Source organism: Mesorhizobium sp. P2_B11 (assembly GCF_056404855.1).
Genome location: NZ_JBFUDF010000008.1, coordinates 127,314 through 143,104, shown reverse-complemented (window position 1 = coordinate 143,104; position 15,791 = coordinate 127,314). Strand labels below are relative to the sequence as shown.

16 protein-coding genes are annotated in these 15,791 nt (G+C 63.1%); 7 read left to right on the top strand and 9 right to left on the bottom strand.

What is annotated here, in order from left to right; translation table 11 throughout:
* Positions 1 to 66 precede the first annotated feature (66 nt).
* The 4 genes from AC1DYJ_RS25505 to AC1DYJ_RS25490 form a co-directional block, all read right to left on the bottom strand.
* A complete protein-coding gene (locus AC1DYJ_RS25505; protein WP_477285289.1) occupies positions 67 to 858 on the bottom strand; it encodes an ATP-binding cassette domain-containing protein in 792 nt (263 codons plus the stop codon).
* Positions 858 to 1,859: an ABC transporter permease gene (locus tag AC1DYJ_RS25500; protein WP_477285545.1), complete on the bottom strand. Its 1,002-nt coding sequence runs from the start codon at positions 1,857 to 1,859 to the stop codon at positions 858 to 860. Before AC1DYJ_RS25500 ends, AC1DYJ_RS25505 begins: the two co-directional genes overlap by 1 nt.
* Positions 1,860 to 2,138: 279 nt before the next feature.
* Positions 2,139 to 3,119 (bottom strand): sugar ABC transporter substrate-binding protein, encoded by a 981-nt coding sequence (locus AC1DYJ_RS25495; protein ID WP_477285291.1) that lies wholly within the window; start codon positions 3,117 to 3,119, stop codon positions 2,139 to 2,141.
* A 98-nt stretch (positions 3,120 to 3,217) separates the two neighbouring features.
* Complete coding sequence (locus AC1DYJ_RS25490) at positions 3,218 to 4,237, bottom strand: sterol desaturase family protein (RefSeq protein WP_477285293.1); 1,020 nt, start codon at positions 4,235 to 4,237, stop codon at positions 3,218 to 3,220.
* 282 nt (positions 4,238 to 4,519) lie between these two features.
* Between AC1DYJ_RS25490 and AC1DYJ_RS25485 the strand changes: the two genes are divergently transcribed.
* The 7 genes from AC1DYJ_RS25485 to AC1DYJ_RS25455 all read left to right on the top strand — a co-directional run bounded on the left by AC1DYJ_RS25485 (position 4,520) and on the right by AC1DYJ_RS25455 (position 10,679).
* Complete coding sequence (locus tag AC1DYJ_RS25485; protein WP_477285295.1) at positions 4,520 to 5,557, top strand: LacI family DNA-binding transcriptional regulator; 1,038 nt, start codon at positions 4,520 to 4,522, stop codon at positions 5,555 to 5,557.
* Between the two features lie 304 nt (positions 5,558 to 5,861).
* Positions 5,862 to 6,506 carry a 50S ribosomal protein L25/general stress protein Ctc gene (locus AC1DYJ_RS25480; protein ID WP_477285297.1) on the top strand — a complete coding sequence of 215 codons (645 nt, stop codon included), beginning with the start codon at positions 5,862 to 5,864 and terminating at the stop codon, positions 6,504 to 6,506.
* 22 nt (positions 6,507 to 6,528) lie between these two features.
* Complete coding sequence (gene pth / locus AC1DYJ_RS25475; RefSeq protein ID WP_477285299.1) at positions 6,529 to 7,269, top strand: aminoacyl-tRNA hydrolase; 741 nt, start codon at positions 6,529 to 6,531, stop codon at positions 7,267 to 7,269.
* A gap of 95 nt (positions 7,270 to 7,364) precedes the next feature.
* A complete protein-coding gene (ychF, locus tag AC1DYJ_RS25470) occupies positions 7,365 to 8,468 on the top strand; it encodes a redox-regulated ATPase YchF (protein ID WP_477285301.1) in 1,104 nt (367 codons plus the stop codon).
* A gap of 214 nt (positions 8,469 to 8,682) precedes the next feature.
* The gene (corA, locus tag AC1DYJ_RS25465; protein ID WP_477285303.1) at positions 8,683 to 9,657 is read left to right on the top strand and encodes a magnesium/cobalt transporter CorA; all 975 of its coding nucleotides are present in this window, start codon (positions 8,683 to 8,685) and stop codon (positions 9,655 to 9,657) included.
* A 93-nt stretch (positions 9,658 to 9,750) separates the two neighbouring features.
* The gene (locus tag AC1DYJ_RS25460) at positions 9,751 to 10,212 is read left to right on the top strand and encodes a MaoC family dehydratase (protein ID WP_477285305.1); all 462 of its coding nucleotides are present in this window, start codon (positions 9,751 to 9,753) and stop codon (positions 10,210 to 10,212) included.
* Positions 10,209 to 10,679: a MaoC family dehydratase gene (locus tag AC1DYJ_RS25455; protein ID WP_477285307.1), complete on the top strand. Its 471-nt coding sequence runs from the start codon at positions 10,209 to 10,211 to the stop codon at positions 10,677 to 10,679. The genes AC1DYJ_RS25460 and AC1DYJ_RS25455 overlap by 4 nt, the downstream gene beginning before the upstream one ends.
* A 175-nt stretch (positions 10,680 to 10,854) precedes the next feature.
* On the opposite strand, the gene AC1DYJ_RS25450 is transcribed toward AC1DYJ_RS25455, so the two are convergent.
* The 5 genes from AC1DYJ_RS25450 to AC1DYJ_RS25430 all read right to left on the bottom strand — a co-directional run bounded on the left by AC1DYJ_RS25450 (position 10,855) and on the right by AC1DYJ_RS25430 (position 15,781).
* The gene (locus AC1DYJ_RS25450; RefSeq protein WP_013529989.1) at positions 10,855 to 11,400 is read right to left on the bottom strand and encodes an adenine phosphoribosyltransferase; all 546 of its coding nucleotides are present in this window, start codon (positions 11,398 to 11,400) and stop codon (positions 10,855 to 10,857) included.
* A gap of 9 nt (positions 11,401 to 11,409) precedes the next feature.
* Positions 11,410 to 12,555 (bottom strand): alpha-hydroxy acid oxidase, encoded by a 1,146-nt coding sequence (locus AC1DYJ_RS25445; protein ID WP_477426288.1) that lies wholly within the window; start codon positions 12,553 to 12,555, stop codon positions 11,410 to 11,412.
* Between the two features lie 165 nt (positions 12,556 to 12,720).
* The gene (locus AC1DYJ_RS25440) at positions 12,721 to 13,416 is read right to left on the bottom strand and encodes an acid phosphatase (protein WP_477285311.1); all 696 of its coding nucleotides are present in this window, start codon (positions 13,414 to 13,416) and stop codon (positions 12,721 to 12,723) included.
* A 125-nt stretch (positions 13,417 to 13,541) separates the two neighbouring features.
* Positions 13,542 to 14,414 carry a cytochrome c1 gene (locus AC1DYJ_RS25435; RefSeq protein WP_477285313.1) on the bottom strand — a complete coding sequence of 291 codons (873 nt, stop codon included), beginning with the start codon at positions 14,412 to 14,414 and terminating at the stop codon, positions 13,542 to 13,544.
* A gap of 23 nt (positions 14,415 to 14,437) precedes the next feature.
* A complete protein-coding gene (locus AC1DYJ_RS25430; protein ID WP_477285315.1) occupies positions 14,438 to 15,781 on the bottom strand; it encodes a cytochrome b in 1,344 nt (447 codons plus the stop codon).
* Positions 15,782 to 15,791 lie beyond the last annotated feature (10 nt).

The following is a 15,791-nucleotide window of genomic DNA, read 5'->3' as shown; positions in this document are numbered from 1 at the left end:
TGAAAAGGCGGCCGGCGGAATTCCGCCGGCCGCAGGAAGATGCCCGGGAGGAGGAGATGGGCGTCTTCACTGTGTTGCGCTGAAGCTCTCGATCTCCGCTTCAAGCTCGGCCATCTGCTCGCCGCCCGCCATCAGGTCGGTGATCGCTTCGCGGCTCTTCTCGCCTTTGCGGAAATCGGCGGCCTTGGAGCCTCTGATCAGCACGGCGAAATGATCGCCGACGGTCAGCGCATGGACGACATTGTGGGTGATGAAGATGACAGCGATGCCCTTGCGGCGTGCCTGCAGCACGATGCGCAGCACATGCGCCGCCTCCTTGACGCCAAGCGCCGCGGTCGGCTCGTCGAGGATCAGCACGCTGGCGCCGAAATGCACGGCGCGCGCGATGGCCAGCGCCTGGCGTTCACCGCCGGACAGCCCACCGACCAGGCGGTCGCCGTCGTCGATGCGGGTGATGCCGAGCTGGCGCATCTCGGTGACGGCGATCTCGTTGGCCCGCTTGCGGTCGTAGATGGTGAGCGGCCCCCAGCGCCGTGTCGGTTCGGCGCCGACGAAGAAGGAACGGCCGATGCTCATCAGCGCGAACGTCCCGCCAAACTGGTGGACGGTGGCGATGCCATGGTCGCTGGCATCGCGCGGGCTGGCGAACTCGACTGCCTTGCCGTCCATTTCCATTGTCCCCGATGTCGGCTTGTGGACACCGGAGAGGATCTTGATCAGCGTGGACTTGCCAGCGCCATTGTCGCCGAGCAGGCACAGCACCTCGCCTGCGTTAACCTCGAGCGAAATGTCGTGGAGCACGTCGATCGGACCGAACGACTTGTTGATTCCAGTCAGCTTGAGCAAGGGCATTGTCATCAGCGGGCCCTCTGCTTGGTGCGCGGCGCGTAGGTGAGCGCCATGGTGCGGAAGGTGTTGTTCATCAGCACGGCGGCGAGCAGCAGGACGCCGATGATCAGGCTCGCCCAGTTGGCGTCGAAACCGGTGTAGAAGATGCCCTGGTTGACGATGGAGAAGGTCAGCGTGCCGAGCACGATGCCGACCACCGAGCCGTAGCCGCCGGTGAGCAGCACGCCGCCGATGACCACCGCGATGATCGAGTTGAAGATAAAAGACTGCCCCGCCGCCACCTGGGCGCTGTTGTAGAGGATCGCCTGCGACATGCCGACGAAGGATGCGCACAGGCCGCTGCTCATGAACAGCGCGATGGTGACCCGGTCTGTCGGGATGCCGGCATTGCGGGCGCTGACGGCATCGCCGCCCATGGCCAGGATCCAGTTGCCGAAGCGCGAGAAATTCAGGATGAAGCCAACGATCAGGATGATGGCGATCCACCAGAACAGGGTCACCTGGAACTTGCCACCGAGATAGTCGCCGAACAAAAGCTTGGCGGTCGGCCCGCTCTTCAGTGCCACACTCGTGCTGCCGGACAGGATGACCGAGAGGCCGAGCGTCAGGCCGGCCAGCGCGAACAGCGTTGCGAGCGTAACGACGAAGGACGGCACCTTGGTGCGGATCACCAGGACGCCGTTGATGAAGCCGACAGCCAGCCCGAGGGAGAGCGCCGCGAGGATGCCGACGATGATCGGCAACCCGTAATGACCCGAGAGGATAGCTATGGTCATCGAGCTGGCCGGGATCATCGACCCGATGGACAGATCGAGGTGCCCGGCGATCATCAGCAATCCCACCGGCAGCGCAATGATGCCCAGTTCCGAAGCGACGTTGAGCCAGCTGGCGGACCCGCCGGCCGACAGGAAATTCGCGCCGCCGAAGATCGAGAAGAACACCAGAACGGCGATCATGCCGATGAGGGAGCCGACCTCGGGCCGGCGCACGAGGCTGCCGATCGAGGGCATCGAAGAGTGCGGGGGCGCGGTGGCTGCCACGGCGGTTTGGTGATGGGCTTGGGATGTCATCGAAGTGGTCCCTGGCGTTGTGGTTTGGTTGCCGCTCTCTTTGGGGCGTCGGCACGTTGGCTCCCCCTTCTCCCCTTGTGGGAGAAGGTGTCGCCGCAGGCGACGGATGAGGGGTGTTCCAGCTTGGCAAGGATGGCGATCCGCCACGCACCCCTCAACCGTCTCGGCGCTGCGCGCCGATCCACCTTCTCCCACAAGGGGAGAAGGCAAGGCGGAGCGTTACCGGGCGCCGGCCGCCGCGCCACCCATAGTCGCGGCGACATTGGCCGCGTCGACGATCCCCGGCCCGGTCAGCACCGGTTTCGTCGGCAGGTCCAGCCCATAATTGACGAAGCCGTTGAGCAGCGACACAGCGAGATAGCCCTGCAAATACGGCTGCTGGTCGACAGCGAACAATTGCGTGCCGTCCTTGATGCGCTGCAGGCCGGTTTCGTCCATGTCGAACGACGCAAGCTTGACCTTGTCGCCGACACTGGCCTGGCTGATGGCGTTGGCCGCGCTGTTGGCGTCGCCGGCACTGATGGTGATGACACCGTCGAGCGTATTGTCTTTCAGCACGGCGGCCTTGATCGCCTCGGCGACCGCGGTCGGGTTGCCGAAGCTGGATGAAGGCAGCGGCAGCTGGCTCGATTTGCCGCCGCTCTTGGCGATGGCGTCGGCGATGCCCTTGCAGCGGTCCTCGGTGTTGGTGGAGCCCGGCAAGGTGTTGACGCACAAAACGTTCTTGGCGCCATGGTTGCCGAAATAGGCGCCGCCGCCCAGGCCAGCCGTGTATTCTTCGTTGCCGACATAGTTCATGGCGCCGAGCCGCTTGGCTGCATCCATGCCGCCGGAATTGTAGATGATGAGCGGCACGCCCGCGGCAACGACTTCCTTGAAGGCGTCATCCATGGCCTCCGGCACCCAGTCGGGGCCGACGATGGCGCTCGGCTTCTGGCTGAGCGCGGTGCGGATCAGCTTGGCCGCGTCAGGGCCGAGATTGTCGTAGTTCTGCGGACCGAGCCAGGTGACCGAGCCGCCGGTCAGTTCGGCAACCTTGCCGGCATCGTCGGCGCCCTTCTTGACCTTCGACCAGAACGGGTCGTCCGCCTTGCCGCCGATGACGAAGATCTTCGCCCCGTCGGCCATCGCGGCTGTGGCTGATGTCGCCAGCACGGCCGCCGCCATCATCGCCGTCAAGAGTTTCGTTGTACGCTTCATGTCGTCTCCTCCCAGTTGCCGTCGTTCGACGGGTTCAGAAAAACAGTGAATTCGTCTGCCGGCGCGCACCCTCTCCCGTTGCGCGTGGCGTCGCGTGATCAATGGTTCGCCGCGGCCTTGGCGTTCATGCGTTCCTTCTTTTTCTGGAAGCGGGCGTCCATCATGGCGTCGCCCTCCCTGGTGCCGTCGTGCCAGGTGCCGAACCAGCGATCGAGCGGGATCAGCCCGTCGCCGCCGTAGTTCACCTCGAAATATTTGTGGTGCAGGTAATGCGCGTAGGCATGGCTATCGACGGCCCTGTCGTCGGTCACTTCCAGCTTGTCGAAGCCAAGATGACCGTTGACGGCGCCGAAGCCGGCGACGTGCAGCTGGAACAGCGCGACGATCGGATTGGACGGAATGACAAGGTGCCAGAAGGCGACCGCGTGATAGAGGAACCCTTCCACCGGATGCATCGACAGCGACGACCACGGCGAGGGGTTGATCGAATTGTGATGCACCGAATGGATCCAGCGATACAGCGGCCCCCAGTGGATCAGGCGGTGGATGAAGAAGAAGTGCACCTCGTGGATGGCCGGCGCGATCAGCACCAGGGCGGCGAGGTAGACTGGATGATCCGACCAACTGACCCACGGCGCGTAGCCATTGGCAAAGCACCACAGGAAAATGACTTCGACCACGGTCCACAACGGCATGGTGATGAAGAACGAGCGCAGGAAGTTGTCGAGGTTCTGGCTCTGGAACCAGAACACGTCCGAAGGCGCATCGCCTGGAAATTTGTGGTTGTATTTGAACCGCGTCGCCTGGGCGCGCCTGATGTAATAGCGCAGCTCGAAGATGCCGTAGAACATCAGGATCGCCGCGGCATTGACGGCATAGAGCCAGAGCGCCCACCCCCAACTGATCGTCTTCATCGTCTCGACGCCGGGGACGACATAGAACCAGTAGATCAGCGCCGTGGCCATGTGGAACGCATTCCACGGCCAGATATAGCCGGGCAGCCACGCCAGGATCTTCGGCAGTCTCGGCGGCCAGTTCAACAACGGCGCGCCCTCGATGCGCCCGTTCGGCTTCCAGTCGCCGCGCTTGTCGCGCGCGCCGTATTTGAGATCGTCCATGCCAATCCTCCACCCGCAATGCTGCACCCGCAACGCCCGACATAGCCCGTACGCGCACGCTGCCTGACACCGCCGAGGCGGTGGGCGGAAACCCTCTGTGCTGTGCTGCTGCTATCCTTGGGCGGGCGGTGCGTCCGCCTTGCTTGCTTTTGCTGAGATAAACATCTTGATCCAAAATGAATCAAGAATAGAATTTTTATTCCAAATTGATTGTGTCATTCATATCAATCGTGCACGGCAAATGATATCTTCGTATCAATTGCTACAGACGGATGAGACGAAATGGATCAAAACAAGCGGCCGACGATCAGGGATGTTGCCGCCGAGGCCAAGGTCTCGGTGGCCACAGTGAACCGGGTGCTGAGCGGTGCCGGCGCCGTCCGCCAGGGCACGCGCGAGCGCGTCAGGCTGGCGGCCGAGCAGATCGGCTTCTATGGTATGGGCGCGCTGCGCAGCCGCATAGCGGCCGCCCGGCCGCGCTACCGCTTCGGCTTTCTGCTGCACCAGCCCGGCCGCGCCTTCTATCGCAACATCGCCGAGGCGCTGCGCGCGGTGGCGCCGACCATGCCTGACTGCGAGATTGAGCTGCGCAGCGAGTTTCTCGACGATCTGTCGCCGCAGAACGTCGCTGCCCGGATGCTGGCGCTCGGCGCCGAATGTGACGCCGTCGGCGTTGTCGCCGCGGTCCATCCTCTCGTCACCCAGGCGGTCGATGCGCTGCAGGCCCGCAACGTCCCGGTCTTCGCGCTGATTTCGCAGATTTCGGCCACAGGCCATGTCAACTATATCGGGCTCGACAACTGGAAGGTTGGGCGCACCGCTGCCTGGGTGTTCGAGCATGTCTGCCGGGCGCCCGGCAAGCTCGGCATCCTCGTCGGCAATCATCGCTATCGCTGCCAGGAGATGAACGAAAGCGGTTTCCGCTCCTATTTCCGCGAGCACGCGCCTGATTTCACGCTGCTGGAGCCGCTGCTGACCTTCGAATCCAGCGCCATCGCGCAGGAGATGACCGAAAAGCTGCTCAACGAAAATCCGGATCTGTCCGGCCTTTATGTCGCCGGCGGCGGCATCACCGGCGCCATCGCTGCGCTCCGCTCCACCGGCCGCGCCGGCGGCATCGTCGTCGTTGGCTACGAACTGATGGACTCGACCCGCCCGGCCCTGCTCGACGGCACGCTGACCTTCGTCATCTCGCACCCGCTCGCCCGCATCGCGCAGGAAGCGCTGGCCGGCATGATCCGCGCCGTCTCGGCGCCGAACGAAAGCGGCAACGTCACCACCATCCTGCCGTTCGAGATCTATACGCGCGAGAACATCTAGGCGGTGGAGTATCTCCGGCTCTGGCGCTATCGACAGCTTAGGACTTTGAAATGTCCAATCATGGTGCAAAGCAGACAATTGCCACCGACTTGCACCCTTTCCCGCCTTCCGCTATAGAGCCGCCACCCGCGTAGACACCCTTGGAGGCAACGCGGCGGAAGGCTGCCTTCCCCCTGTGATCCCGAACAAAGGTCCGCGTATGCGGCATCTCGCATTCGGATATCCAGGCCTGGCGGCTTTCGACGTTTACGGTTCAGGCACTTTGCCCGCCGCAAACGCTCCATAACACGCGAAAGGAAATGCCATGAGCCACGATACTTACGAGCTCAAGGCCGAAGCGCGCGAACAGGTCGGTAAGGGGTCCGCCCGTGCAGTTCGCCGTAACGGTAAAGTGCCTGCAGTCATCTACGGCGACAGACAGCCTCCCCTGGCTATCGCGCTGAACTACAAGGACGTCTACTACAAGATCCATGGCGGCGGGTTTTTGACCACGATTGCCACGATCGATGTCGAAGGCAAGAAGATCCAGGTTCTGCCCAAGGATTTCCAGCTCGACCCGGTCAAGGATTTCCCGGTCCATGTCGACTTCCTGCGCATCGGCAAGGACACCGAGGTCAATGTCGACGTGCCTGTCCACTTCATCAATGAAGACAAGTCGCCCGGCATCAAGCGCGGCGGCGTGCTCAACATCGTGCGTCACGAGGTCGAGTTCCACTGCCCGGCCAATGCGATCCCGGAATTCATCACCGTCGATCTCACCGGCGCCGACATTGGCGATTCGATCCACATCTCGGCGGTTACCCTGCCGGCCGGCGTCAAGCCGGTGATCTCCGACCGCGACTTCACCATCGCGACCATTGCCGGCTCCTCGGCGATGAAGCCGGAGGCGGAAGAGACGGCGGAAGCGGCAGCCCCCGAAGCGGCGGCTCCTGCTGCCGACGAGAAGTAATTTTCGGGTCCGGAGCTTGACGATGCTTGTCTTTGCAGGCCTCGGCAATCCGGGCGCGAAATACGCTGATAACCGGCACAATGTCGGCTTCATGGCGGCGGACGCTATCGCCCGCCGCCATTCCTTTTCGCCCTGGTCGAAGAAATTCCAGGGCCTGATCGCCGAAGGCACGATTGCCGGCGAAAAGATCCTCCTGATCAAACCACAGACCTTCATGAACCTGTCGGGGCAGCCGGTCGGTGAAGCCCTTCGCTTCTACAAGCTCGGCCCCGAGGCGCTGACCGTCCTTTACGACGAGATCGACCTGCCGGCCGGCAAATTGCGGGTCAAGGTCGGCGGCGGCGCCGGCGGCCACAACGGCATCCGCTCGCTGGACCAGCATGTCGGCAAGAATTATCGCCGCGTGCGCATCGGCGTCGGCCATCCCGGCGTCAGGGAAATGGTGCAGGGCCATGTGCTCGGCGACTTCGCCAAGGCCGACCGCGAATGGCTGAACGTGCTGCTCGACACCATCGCCGACGATGCCGGGCTGCTGGCCAAGGGCGATGACAGTTCCTTCATGAACCGCGTGACGCTGGCCTTGCGCGACAAGCTCGTGCCGACCGGCGATGACGACCGGCCGCCGCCCAAGGCGCCGAAAGTGCAGGGCCCGAAAGCCCAAAGCCACATCCGCCAGGCGCGGCCGCAGCAGGCGCCGGCCAAGCTGCCAGAAAGCGGCCCGATGGCCGCCATGCTGAAGAAACTGTTCGGCAAGAAGGACTGAGCTTCGATAGGATCGGGGCCGCGGGGCTTGACGTTGCTCACCGCTATCGCCCATAGCCCTCATCAAATTTCTAGTTTCCCGATAGGACCGGACACATGGGTTTCAAATGCGGCATCGTTGGCTTGCCCAACGTCGGCAAGTCGACGCTTTTCAACGCGTTGACCAGGACGGCGGCGGCGCAGGCCGCCAACTATCCGTTCTGCACCATCGAACCGAACACCGGCGAGGTGGCGGTGCCCGATCCGCGCCTGCAGAAGATCGCCGCGATCGCCAAGTCGAAGGAGATCATCCCGACCCGCATCTCCTTCGTCGACATTGCCGGCCTGGTGCGCGGCGCGTCCAAGGGCGAAGGCCTGGGCAACCAGTTCCTCGCCAACATCCGCGAGGTCGACGCCATCGTGCATGTGCTGCGCTGCTTCGAGGATGACGACATCACCCATGTCGAGGGCAAGATCGACCCTGTCGCCGACGCCGATACAGTCGAGACCGAACTGATGCTCGCCGACCTCGATAGCCTCGAGCGCCGCATCGTGCAGTTCCGCAAGCGCGCTGGCTCGAAGGACAAGGAAGCCGTAACCGTGCTGCCGATGATGGAGGCAGCCCTCGAACTGCTGCAGGCCGGCAAGCCGACCCGCATCCTGCTCAAGGGTATCTCCGCCGAAGACCTGCGCATCCTGCAGGGGCTGAACCTGTTGACCTCGCACCCCGTGCTCTATGTGTGCAACGTCGCCGAGGCGGATGCTGCCACCGGCAACGAGCACACTGCGGCTGTCGAGAAGATGGCGACCGCCCAGGGCGCCGGCACGGTGGTGATCTCGGCCGCGATCGAGGCCGAAGTTGCCCAGCTCTCAGACGAAGAAGAGATGGAATTCCTGTCCTCGCTCGGCCTCGACGAGCCAGGCCTCAACAAGGTGATCCGCGCCGGCTACGATCTGTTGCATCTCATCACCTATTTCACCGCCGGGCCGAAGGAGACGCGCGCCTGGACGATCCACAAGGGCGACAAGGCCCCGCAGGCCGCCGGCGTCATCCATACCGATTTCGAGCGCGGCTTCATCCGCGCCCAGACCATCGCCTATGACGACTACATCACGCTGGGTGGCGAAGTGGCGGCCAAGGAAGCCGGCAAGGCGCGCGACGAAGGCAAGGAATACGTCGTCCAGGACGGCGACGTCCTGCTGTTCAAGTTCAATACTTGAGGTGCCAATGCATCTCGCGGCTGGCGCGCTGACTGCGCCCGTTCACAGCTGCGTCAAGTGGACGAGCCGATATGCTGCTTCGCTTGACTGCCCTTGGCACCGGGTCTAAGGCCGTCTGCATGCGACTTGGCCCGTCTCCGTGGGAAACGGCTGCGCGCGCAGGACCCATCGCTTTCGAACGAAACCTCTTGGGCTCAACCAACGGAGACCGGCGATGATCAAGGCCTTCGTCGTCGACAATGACCGCCTGCGCGTCACTGACGATCTCGCGACCGACGGCGACCACGTCGTCTGGGCCGACCTTCTGAACCCGACCAAGGAAGAAGAAACAACGATCGAGACCTGGCTCGGCGTCGCCATCCCGACCCGTGAGGAGATGGAGGAGATCGAGATCTCGAGCCGGCTCTACATCGAGGACGGCGCCTATTTCATGACCGCCACTTTGCCGGCGCAGACCGAGATCGACGATCCCTTGATGTCGCCGGTCACTTTCGTGCTTGCCGGGCCGAGACTGGTCACCATCCGCTATCATGAGCCGAAGGCGTTCAAGACCTTTCCGCTGCGCGCCGAGAAAGTGGCGACAGGCTGCACCACAGGCAACACCATCCTGATCGGCCTGCTGGAGGCGATCGTCGATCGGCTCGCCGACATTCTCGAACGCGCCGGCCGCGACATCGAGACGATCTCGCGCGATATTTTCGAAGCGCGCTCGACCAAGGTGAACAAGCGCAACCGCGATTTCCAGGAGCTGCTCAAGGCCATCGGCCGCAAGGAGGACATCGCCTCCTCGATCCGCGACAGCCTGATCTCGCTGCAGCGCCTCTCAGGCTTCCTCGCCCATGTCGCGACCCAGATCAAGATGAGCAAGGACGTCCGCGCCCGCATCAAGACCGTGTCGCGCGATGTGCTGTCGCTCGCCGACCACGCCACCTTCCTGTCGCAGAAGATCTCCTTCCTGCTCGACGCGACGCTCGGCATGATCTCGATCGAACAGAACGCCATCATCAAGATCTTCTCGGTCGCCGCCGTCATCTTCCTGCCGCCAACGCTGGTGGCTTCGATCTACGGCATGAACTTCGACGTCATTCCGGAGCTGAAATGGCAGCTCGGCTATCCCTTCGCCATCGGCCTGATGATCCTGTCGGCGATCCTGCCCTTCTGGTATTTCCGCCGCCGCGGCTGGCTCTGATCCCCCTGGTTCAGTAGAAATCGCTTGACCAAACGCCACCCGGACGGCATCCGGATGCCCGGTGATCGTACAACCTTGAACCGGATTAGGATCATGACCGCAAAGACCTGGGCCTATGAGGACTTCGTCGAGGGCGGCTCGTTCGACCTCGGCGTCAAGCAGGTGAGTGCTGCCGAGATTATCGAGTTCGCCAGCGAATTCGATGCCCAGCCGATGCATCTCGACGAGGAAGCCGGCAAGGCCAGCATTCTCGGCGGCCTGTCGGCTTCGGGCTGGCACACCTGCGCCATGTTCATGCGCATGCTGTGCGATGCCTTCCTGCTCGACTCGACCTCGCAAGGTTCGCCCGGCATCGACCATGTCAAATGGAAGAAGCCGGTCCTGGCCGGCGACCGGCTTACCGGCACCCTCACCGTGCTTGCCAAGCGCCAGTCCAAATCACGGCCTCAGCTCGGCCTCGTCACCATGCGCAGCGAATTGTTCAACCAGCGCGGCGAAAGCGTCTTCGAGCTCGAGAACACCGGCATGTTCCTGACCCGCGAGGCCGCCGCATGACGCTCGACGAGTTCTTCCTAATCGGTGTCACCGTGACGCTGGGCTCACACCGATTCGAGCCCGACGAGATCAAGGCCTTCGCCCGCAAATACGATCCGCAAATCTTTCATGTCGACGAGGAGGTAGCGAAGAAGAGCGTGCTCGGCGGGCTCTGCGCCTCGGGCTGGCACACCGCCGCGACCTGGATGAAATACAACCTCGAAAAGCGCATGGAGACCGAGGGCGTGCGCTGGACCGGCCCGGGCCCGCAGCCGGAATTCGGCCCCTCGCCCGGCTTCCGGAACCTGAAATGGCTGAAGCCGGTCTATGCCGGCGAGACCGTCACCTTCACGCGCACGGCGCTGGCCCACCGCCCGCTTCCCGCGCGTCCCGGCTGGAGCCTGCTGACGCTGCTCTGCGAGGGCTCCGATTCGACCGGCGACAAGGTCATCGCATTCGACAGCGCGGTGCTGGTGAAGGTGGAGTAGCAGCGGCGCCTCTTACCTTCTCCCCCTGTGGGAGAAGGTGGATTGCCGCGAAGCGGCAAGACGGATGAGGGGTGTTCCAGCGGAGTGAGGCGTTGGCGTTCCCTGGAACACCCCTCATCCGTCGCCTTCGGCGACACCTTCTCCCACAAGGGGAGAAGGGAAAAAGTGCTCTACTCTAATGCCCCTCGAACCCGATCAGCGTCCGCACCGGAACACCCAGCGCCTCAAGCTTCGCTCGTCCGCCGAGGTCCGGCAGATCGATCACAAAGCAAGCAGCGAGAATGTCTGCACCGATCTGCCTGAGCAGCTTGACCGCTGCCTCCGCGGTGCCGCCGGTGGCGATCAGGTCGTCGACCAGGATCACCTTCTCGCCCGGCGCAACGCCATCCTTGTGCATCTCCATCTCGTCCAGGCCATATTCCAGGCTGTAGGCGACGCGCACCGTCTCGTAAGGCAGCTTGCCCTTCTTGCGGATCGGCACGAAGCCGGCCGAAAGCTGGTGCGCGACGGCGCCGCCGAGGATGAAGCCGCGCGCCTCGATGCCGGCGATCTTGTCGATCTTCTGGCCGGCATAGGGATGCACCAGCTCGTCGATGGCGCGGCGGAAGGCGCGCGCATTGCCGAGCAGCGTGGTGATGTCGCGAAACAGGATGCCGGGCTTGGGATAGTCCGGAATGGTGCGGATCGCGGCGAGAAGCGTGTCTTCGAGCGAGGATTTCATGAGCCGAGATTACCTGAAACGGAGATTCGTGCGCGACAATTGTTCGATCGAACTGCAGCCCATCAGCTTCATACCGCGCTCGATCTCGACCCGCATCTGCTCGAGCGCCCGTTCGACGCCGGGCTGGCCGGCAGCCGCCAGCGGAAACAGATAGTAGCGGCCGACGCCGACTGCCTTGGCGCCGAGCGAGAGCGCCTTCAGCACATGCGTGCCCCGCTGCACGCCGCCATCCATGATGACGTCTATCCTGTCGCCAACGGCATCGACGATCTCCGCCAACTGGTCGAACGCCGCCCGTGAGCCGTCCAGCTGCCGGCCGCCATGGTTCGACAGCACAATGCCGCTGCAGCCGATCTCGACGGCGCGCCTGGCGTCCTCCACCGACATGACACCCTTCAGGCAGAACGGGCCTCCCCAAAGCCTGACCATCTCGGCGACATCGTCCCAGGTCATCGACGGATCGAGCATCTCGGTAAAGTAGCGGCTGATCGACATCGTGCCGCCACCCATGTCGACATGCTCGTCGAGCTGCGGCAGCTTGAACCCCTCATGGGTGAAATAGTTGATCGCCCAACCGGGCTTGAGCGCGAACTGCAGCATGCCGGCAAGGCTGAGCTTGAAGGGAATGGCAAAGCCGGTGCGCTTGTCGCGCTCTCGATTGCCGCCGGTGATCGAGTCGACGGTCAGCATCATCACCTCGACGCCAACCGCCTTCGCCCGCTGCATCATCGCCCGGTTGAGGCCGCGATCCCGGTGGAAATAGAACTGGTAGACCTGCGGGCTGCTGCTGATCCTGCGCGCKTCCTCGAGGCTGACCGTGCCGAGCGAGGACACGCCGAACATGGTGCCGAATTTGGCCGAAGCCTTGGCCACAGCGCGCTCGCCCTGATGATGGAACAGCCGCTGCAAGGCGGTCGGCGAGCAATAGACGGGCATCGCCAGCTTCTGGCCCATCACCGTCACCGACATGTCGATCTCGCTGACACCGCGCAGCACGTTGGGAACGAGGTCGCAGCGCTCGAAACTCTCGGTGTTGCGGCGATAGGTGACCTCGTCGTCCGCCGCGCCGTCGATGTAGTTGAAGATCGGCCCCGGCAGCCGCTGCTGCGCCATGCGGCGGAAATCGGAAAAGTTGTGACAGTCGCGTAGCCGCATCATCGATTTCCAATACATGGCGCAAGAAGCTCGCTGCGTCGAATATCAATCCGATGCCGCCGTGCCAACGGGCGATTTGCCGAACTGCCTCTTGGCCACAGCCATAAACGAAAAAGGGGCGCCTCTGGCGCCCCTTCCCGTCGAAAATCGATTGTTGGGAATAGCTTATATGCCGAGGTCGGAGCGCAGCTCGGCCTTGGCTACATCATACTCGGCCTTGAAGTCGTCGCGGTTGAGCAGGACGGCGGCAATGACGCTGCCGGAAATCTTGCCCATCTCGACATCGGACGGGTAGCGGATGCCGCCGACCACGCGGTTGTGGGCGTACTCGGCCGCACGCGCCATGATCTCGGCGCGCTTTTCCGGAACCATGTCGGCCAGGATGATGCCCATCATGGTGCCGACCGTGGCATGACCCGAAGGCCAGGAGCCGGAGCTCGACAGCTTGACCACCGGCTTGACGAGGTCGCTGAGCTGATGCGGGCGCGGCCGCTTCCAGACATCCTTGGCCGGATCGACGACGGCGCCTTCGGTGGCCACCACACGATCGAAGAAGGCCGCGAATTTCGGCAGCTTTTCCTTGTTGAAGTTCGGCCCCATGACCTTGGTGAAGCGCCAGACGTCTTCCTCGGCGTCGGCAACGGCGCTGGCCTCCATTTCGGGTGTGCGCGTCACCTGCAGCATCAGCACTGCGCCTAGCTCGGCCTTGGTCTCAGCCGAATCGTTGGCCGGCGGCGGCGGCAGGATCATCGTCAGGTCGACATCCTTGTTGGTGATAAAGGGTTTTGCGTCTTCGGCCTGGGCGGCCGAGCCGACGACGAGCAGCAGCAGTCCTGCCGCGAGCGATGCGTATCTTTTCATGGGTGCGATCCTTTGATGAGGGCGCCGCAGGATCGCCAGCGGCAGTGACGGCCGTGTGACACGCCGCCTCCGCAAAAGCAAAAGGGCGCCTCTCGGCGCCCTTTTTTGACTTGGCTGGTGGGCGCTTAGTGCGCCACGCCTTCCCATACCTTGCGCTTGGTCAGATACATCAGCGTCCCGAACAGAAGCAGGAACACCAGCACGCGAAAGCCGGTCTTCTTGCGGTCTTCCATATGCGGCTCGGCGGCCCACATCAGGAAGGCGGAGACGTCGCGCGAATACTGGTCGACGGTCTGCGGCGAGCCGTCATCATAGGTGACCTGGCCGTCGGACAGCGGCTTCGGCATCTTCAGCGACACGCCGGACATGAAGTACGGATTGTAGTGGGTGCCTTCGGGGATCACCATGCCGGCCGGCGGCGTCTCGTCGTAGCCGGTCAGCAGCGAATGGATGTAATCCGGGCCGCCCTGGGCGTACTGGGTGAAGATGTCGAAGACGAAGCGCGGGAAGCCGCGCTCGACGCCGCGTGCCTTGGCCAGCAGCGACATGTCGGGCGGAGCAGCGCCACCGTTGGAGGCAGCGGCCGCCGCCTCATTGGCGAACGGCGCCGGGAAATAGTCGGACGGCTTGCCCGGGCGGTCGAACATGTCGCCGGCATCGTTGGGGCCGTCATGGATGGTGTATTCGGCGGCAAAGGACTTCACCTGCGCTTCCGAATAACCAAGACCTTCCAGCGTGCGGAACGACACGAGGTTCATCGAATGGCAGGCCGAGCAGACTTCCTTGTAGACCTTCAGGCCGCGCTGCAGCTGCGCCTTGTCATAGGTGCCGAACGGACCGGCGAAGCTCCAGTCCATTTCCTTCGGCTCGTCGATCGGGAAATGCGTCGGCGCTGCCGCGTTGTGTGCCTCTTCGGCGGCGATAGCCACGCTGCCGACGGACCCGATGCCGCCGGCAAACAGGCCGAGCAGGGCGAGCGAGGTGAGAATCTTCTTCATGCCAAATCCCCTTAGATTCTCGCTCAGCCCTTGGTTTCCGGCGCGGAGGTTGCACCGGCCGGATGTCCCCCACCGGCACCCTTGTTCTTCTCCAGCACCGCCTCGGTAATCGAATTCGGCAGTCTGCGCGGCGTTTCGATCAGGCCGAGCACCGGCAGGATGACGAGGAAGAAGGCAAAGTAGAACAGTGTCGCCGCTTGGGCGTAGCCAACGTAGTTGCCCGAGACCTCACCGATCACGAGGGTCAACAGACCACCGCCTTCCGCCGGCTGCGAGCCCAGCCAGCCAAGCAGGACGGCATCGGCCACGAACAGCCAGAAGAACAGCTTGTACCAGGGCCGGTAAACCGCCGAGCGTACCTTCGAGGTGTCGAGCCACGGCACCAGGAACAGCATCACGATGGCGCCGAACATGCACAGCACGCCACCGAGCTTGGAGTTGATCGGCCCGATGTTGAAGGTGATGGCGCGCAGGATCGCGTAGAACGGCAGGAAGTACCATTCCGGCACGATATGGGCCGGCGTCTTCAGCGGGTTGGCGATCGTGTAATTGTCGGGATGGCCGAGGAAATTCGGCAGGTAGAAGACGAAATAGGCGAAGAAGAACAGGAACACGATCATGCCGAACGCGTCCTTGATGGTCGCGTAAGGGGTGAAGGCGACGGTGTCGGTCTTCGACTTGACCTCGATGCCGGTCGGGTTCGACTGGCCGACCACATGCAGCGCCCAGACGTGCAGCACGACGACGCCGGCAATCATGAACGGCAGCAGATAGTGCAGCGCAAAGAAGCGGTTGAGCGTCGGATTGTCGACGGCGAAACCGCCGAGCAGCAGTTGCTGGATCCAGTCACCGACAAGCGGAATGGCGCTGAAGAACCCGGTGATGACGGTGGCGCCCCAGAAGCTCATCTGACCCCATGGCAGCACATAGCCCATGAAGCCGGTTGCCATCATCAACAGGTAGATGATGCAGCCGAGGATCCACAGCAACTCGCGCGGCGCCTTGTATGAGCCGTAATAAAGCCCGCGGAAGATGTGGATATAGACGGCGACGAAGAAGAAGGATGCGCCGTTGGAATGCATGTAGCGCAACAGCCAGCCCGAATTCACGTCGCGCATGATTTTCTCGACCGAATTGAAGGCGAGATTGGTGTCGGCCGTATAGTGCATGGCCAGCACGATGCCGGTCAGGATCTGCGCCACCAGCATGATCGCCAGGATGCCGCCGAAGGTCCAGGCATAGTTGAGATTGCGCGGCACCGGATAGGCGATGAAGCTGTCATAGACCATGCGCGGCAGCGGCATGCGGGCGTCGAACCAGCGTTCGATACCGGTCTTGGGCGTATAGGTCGAGTGTCCCTCGCTCATCGAAATATCC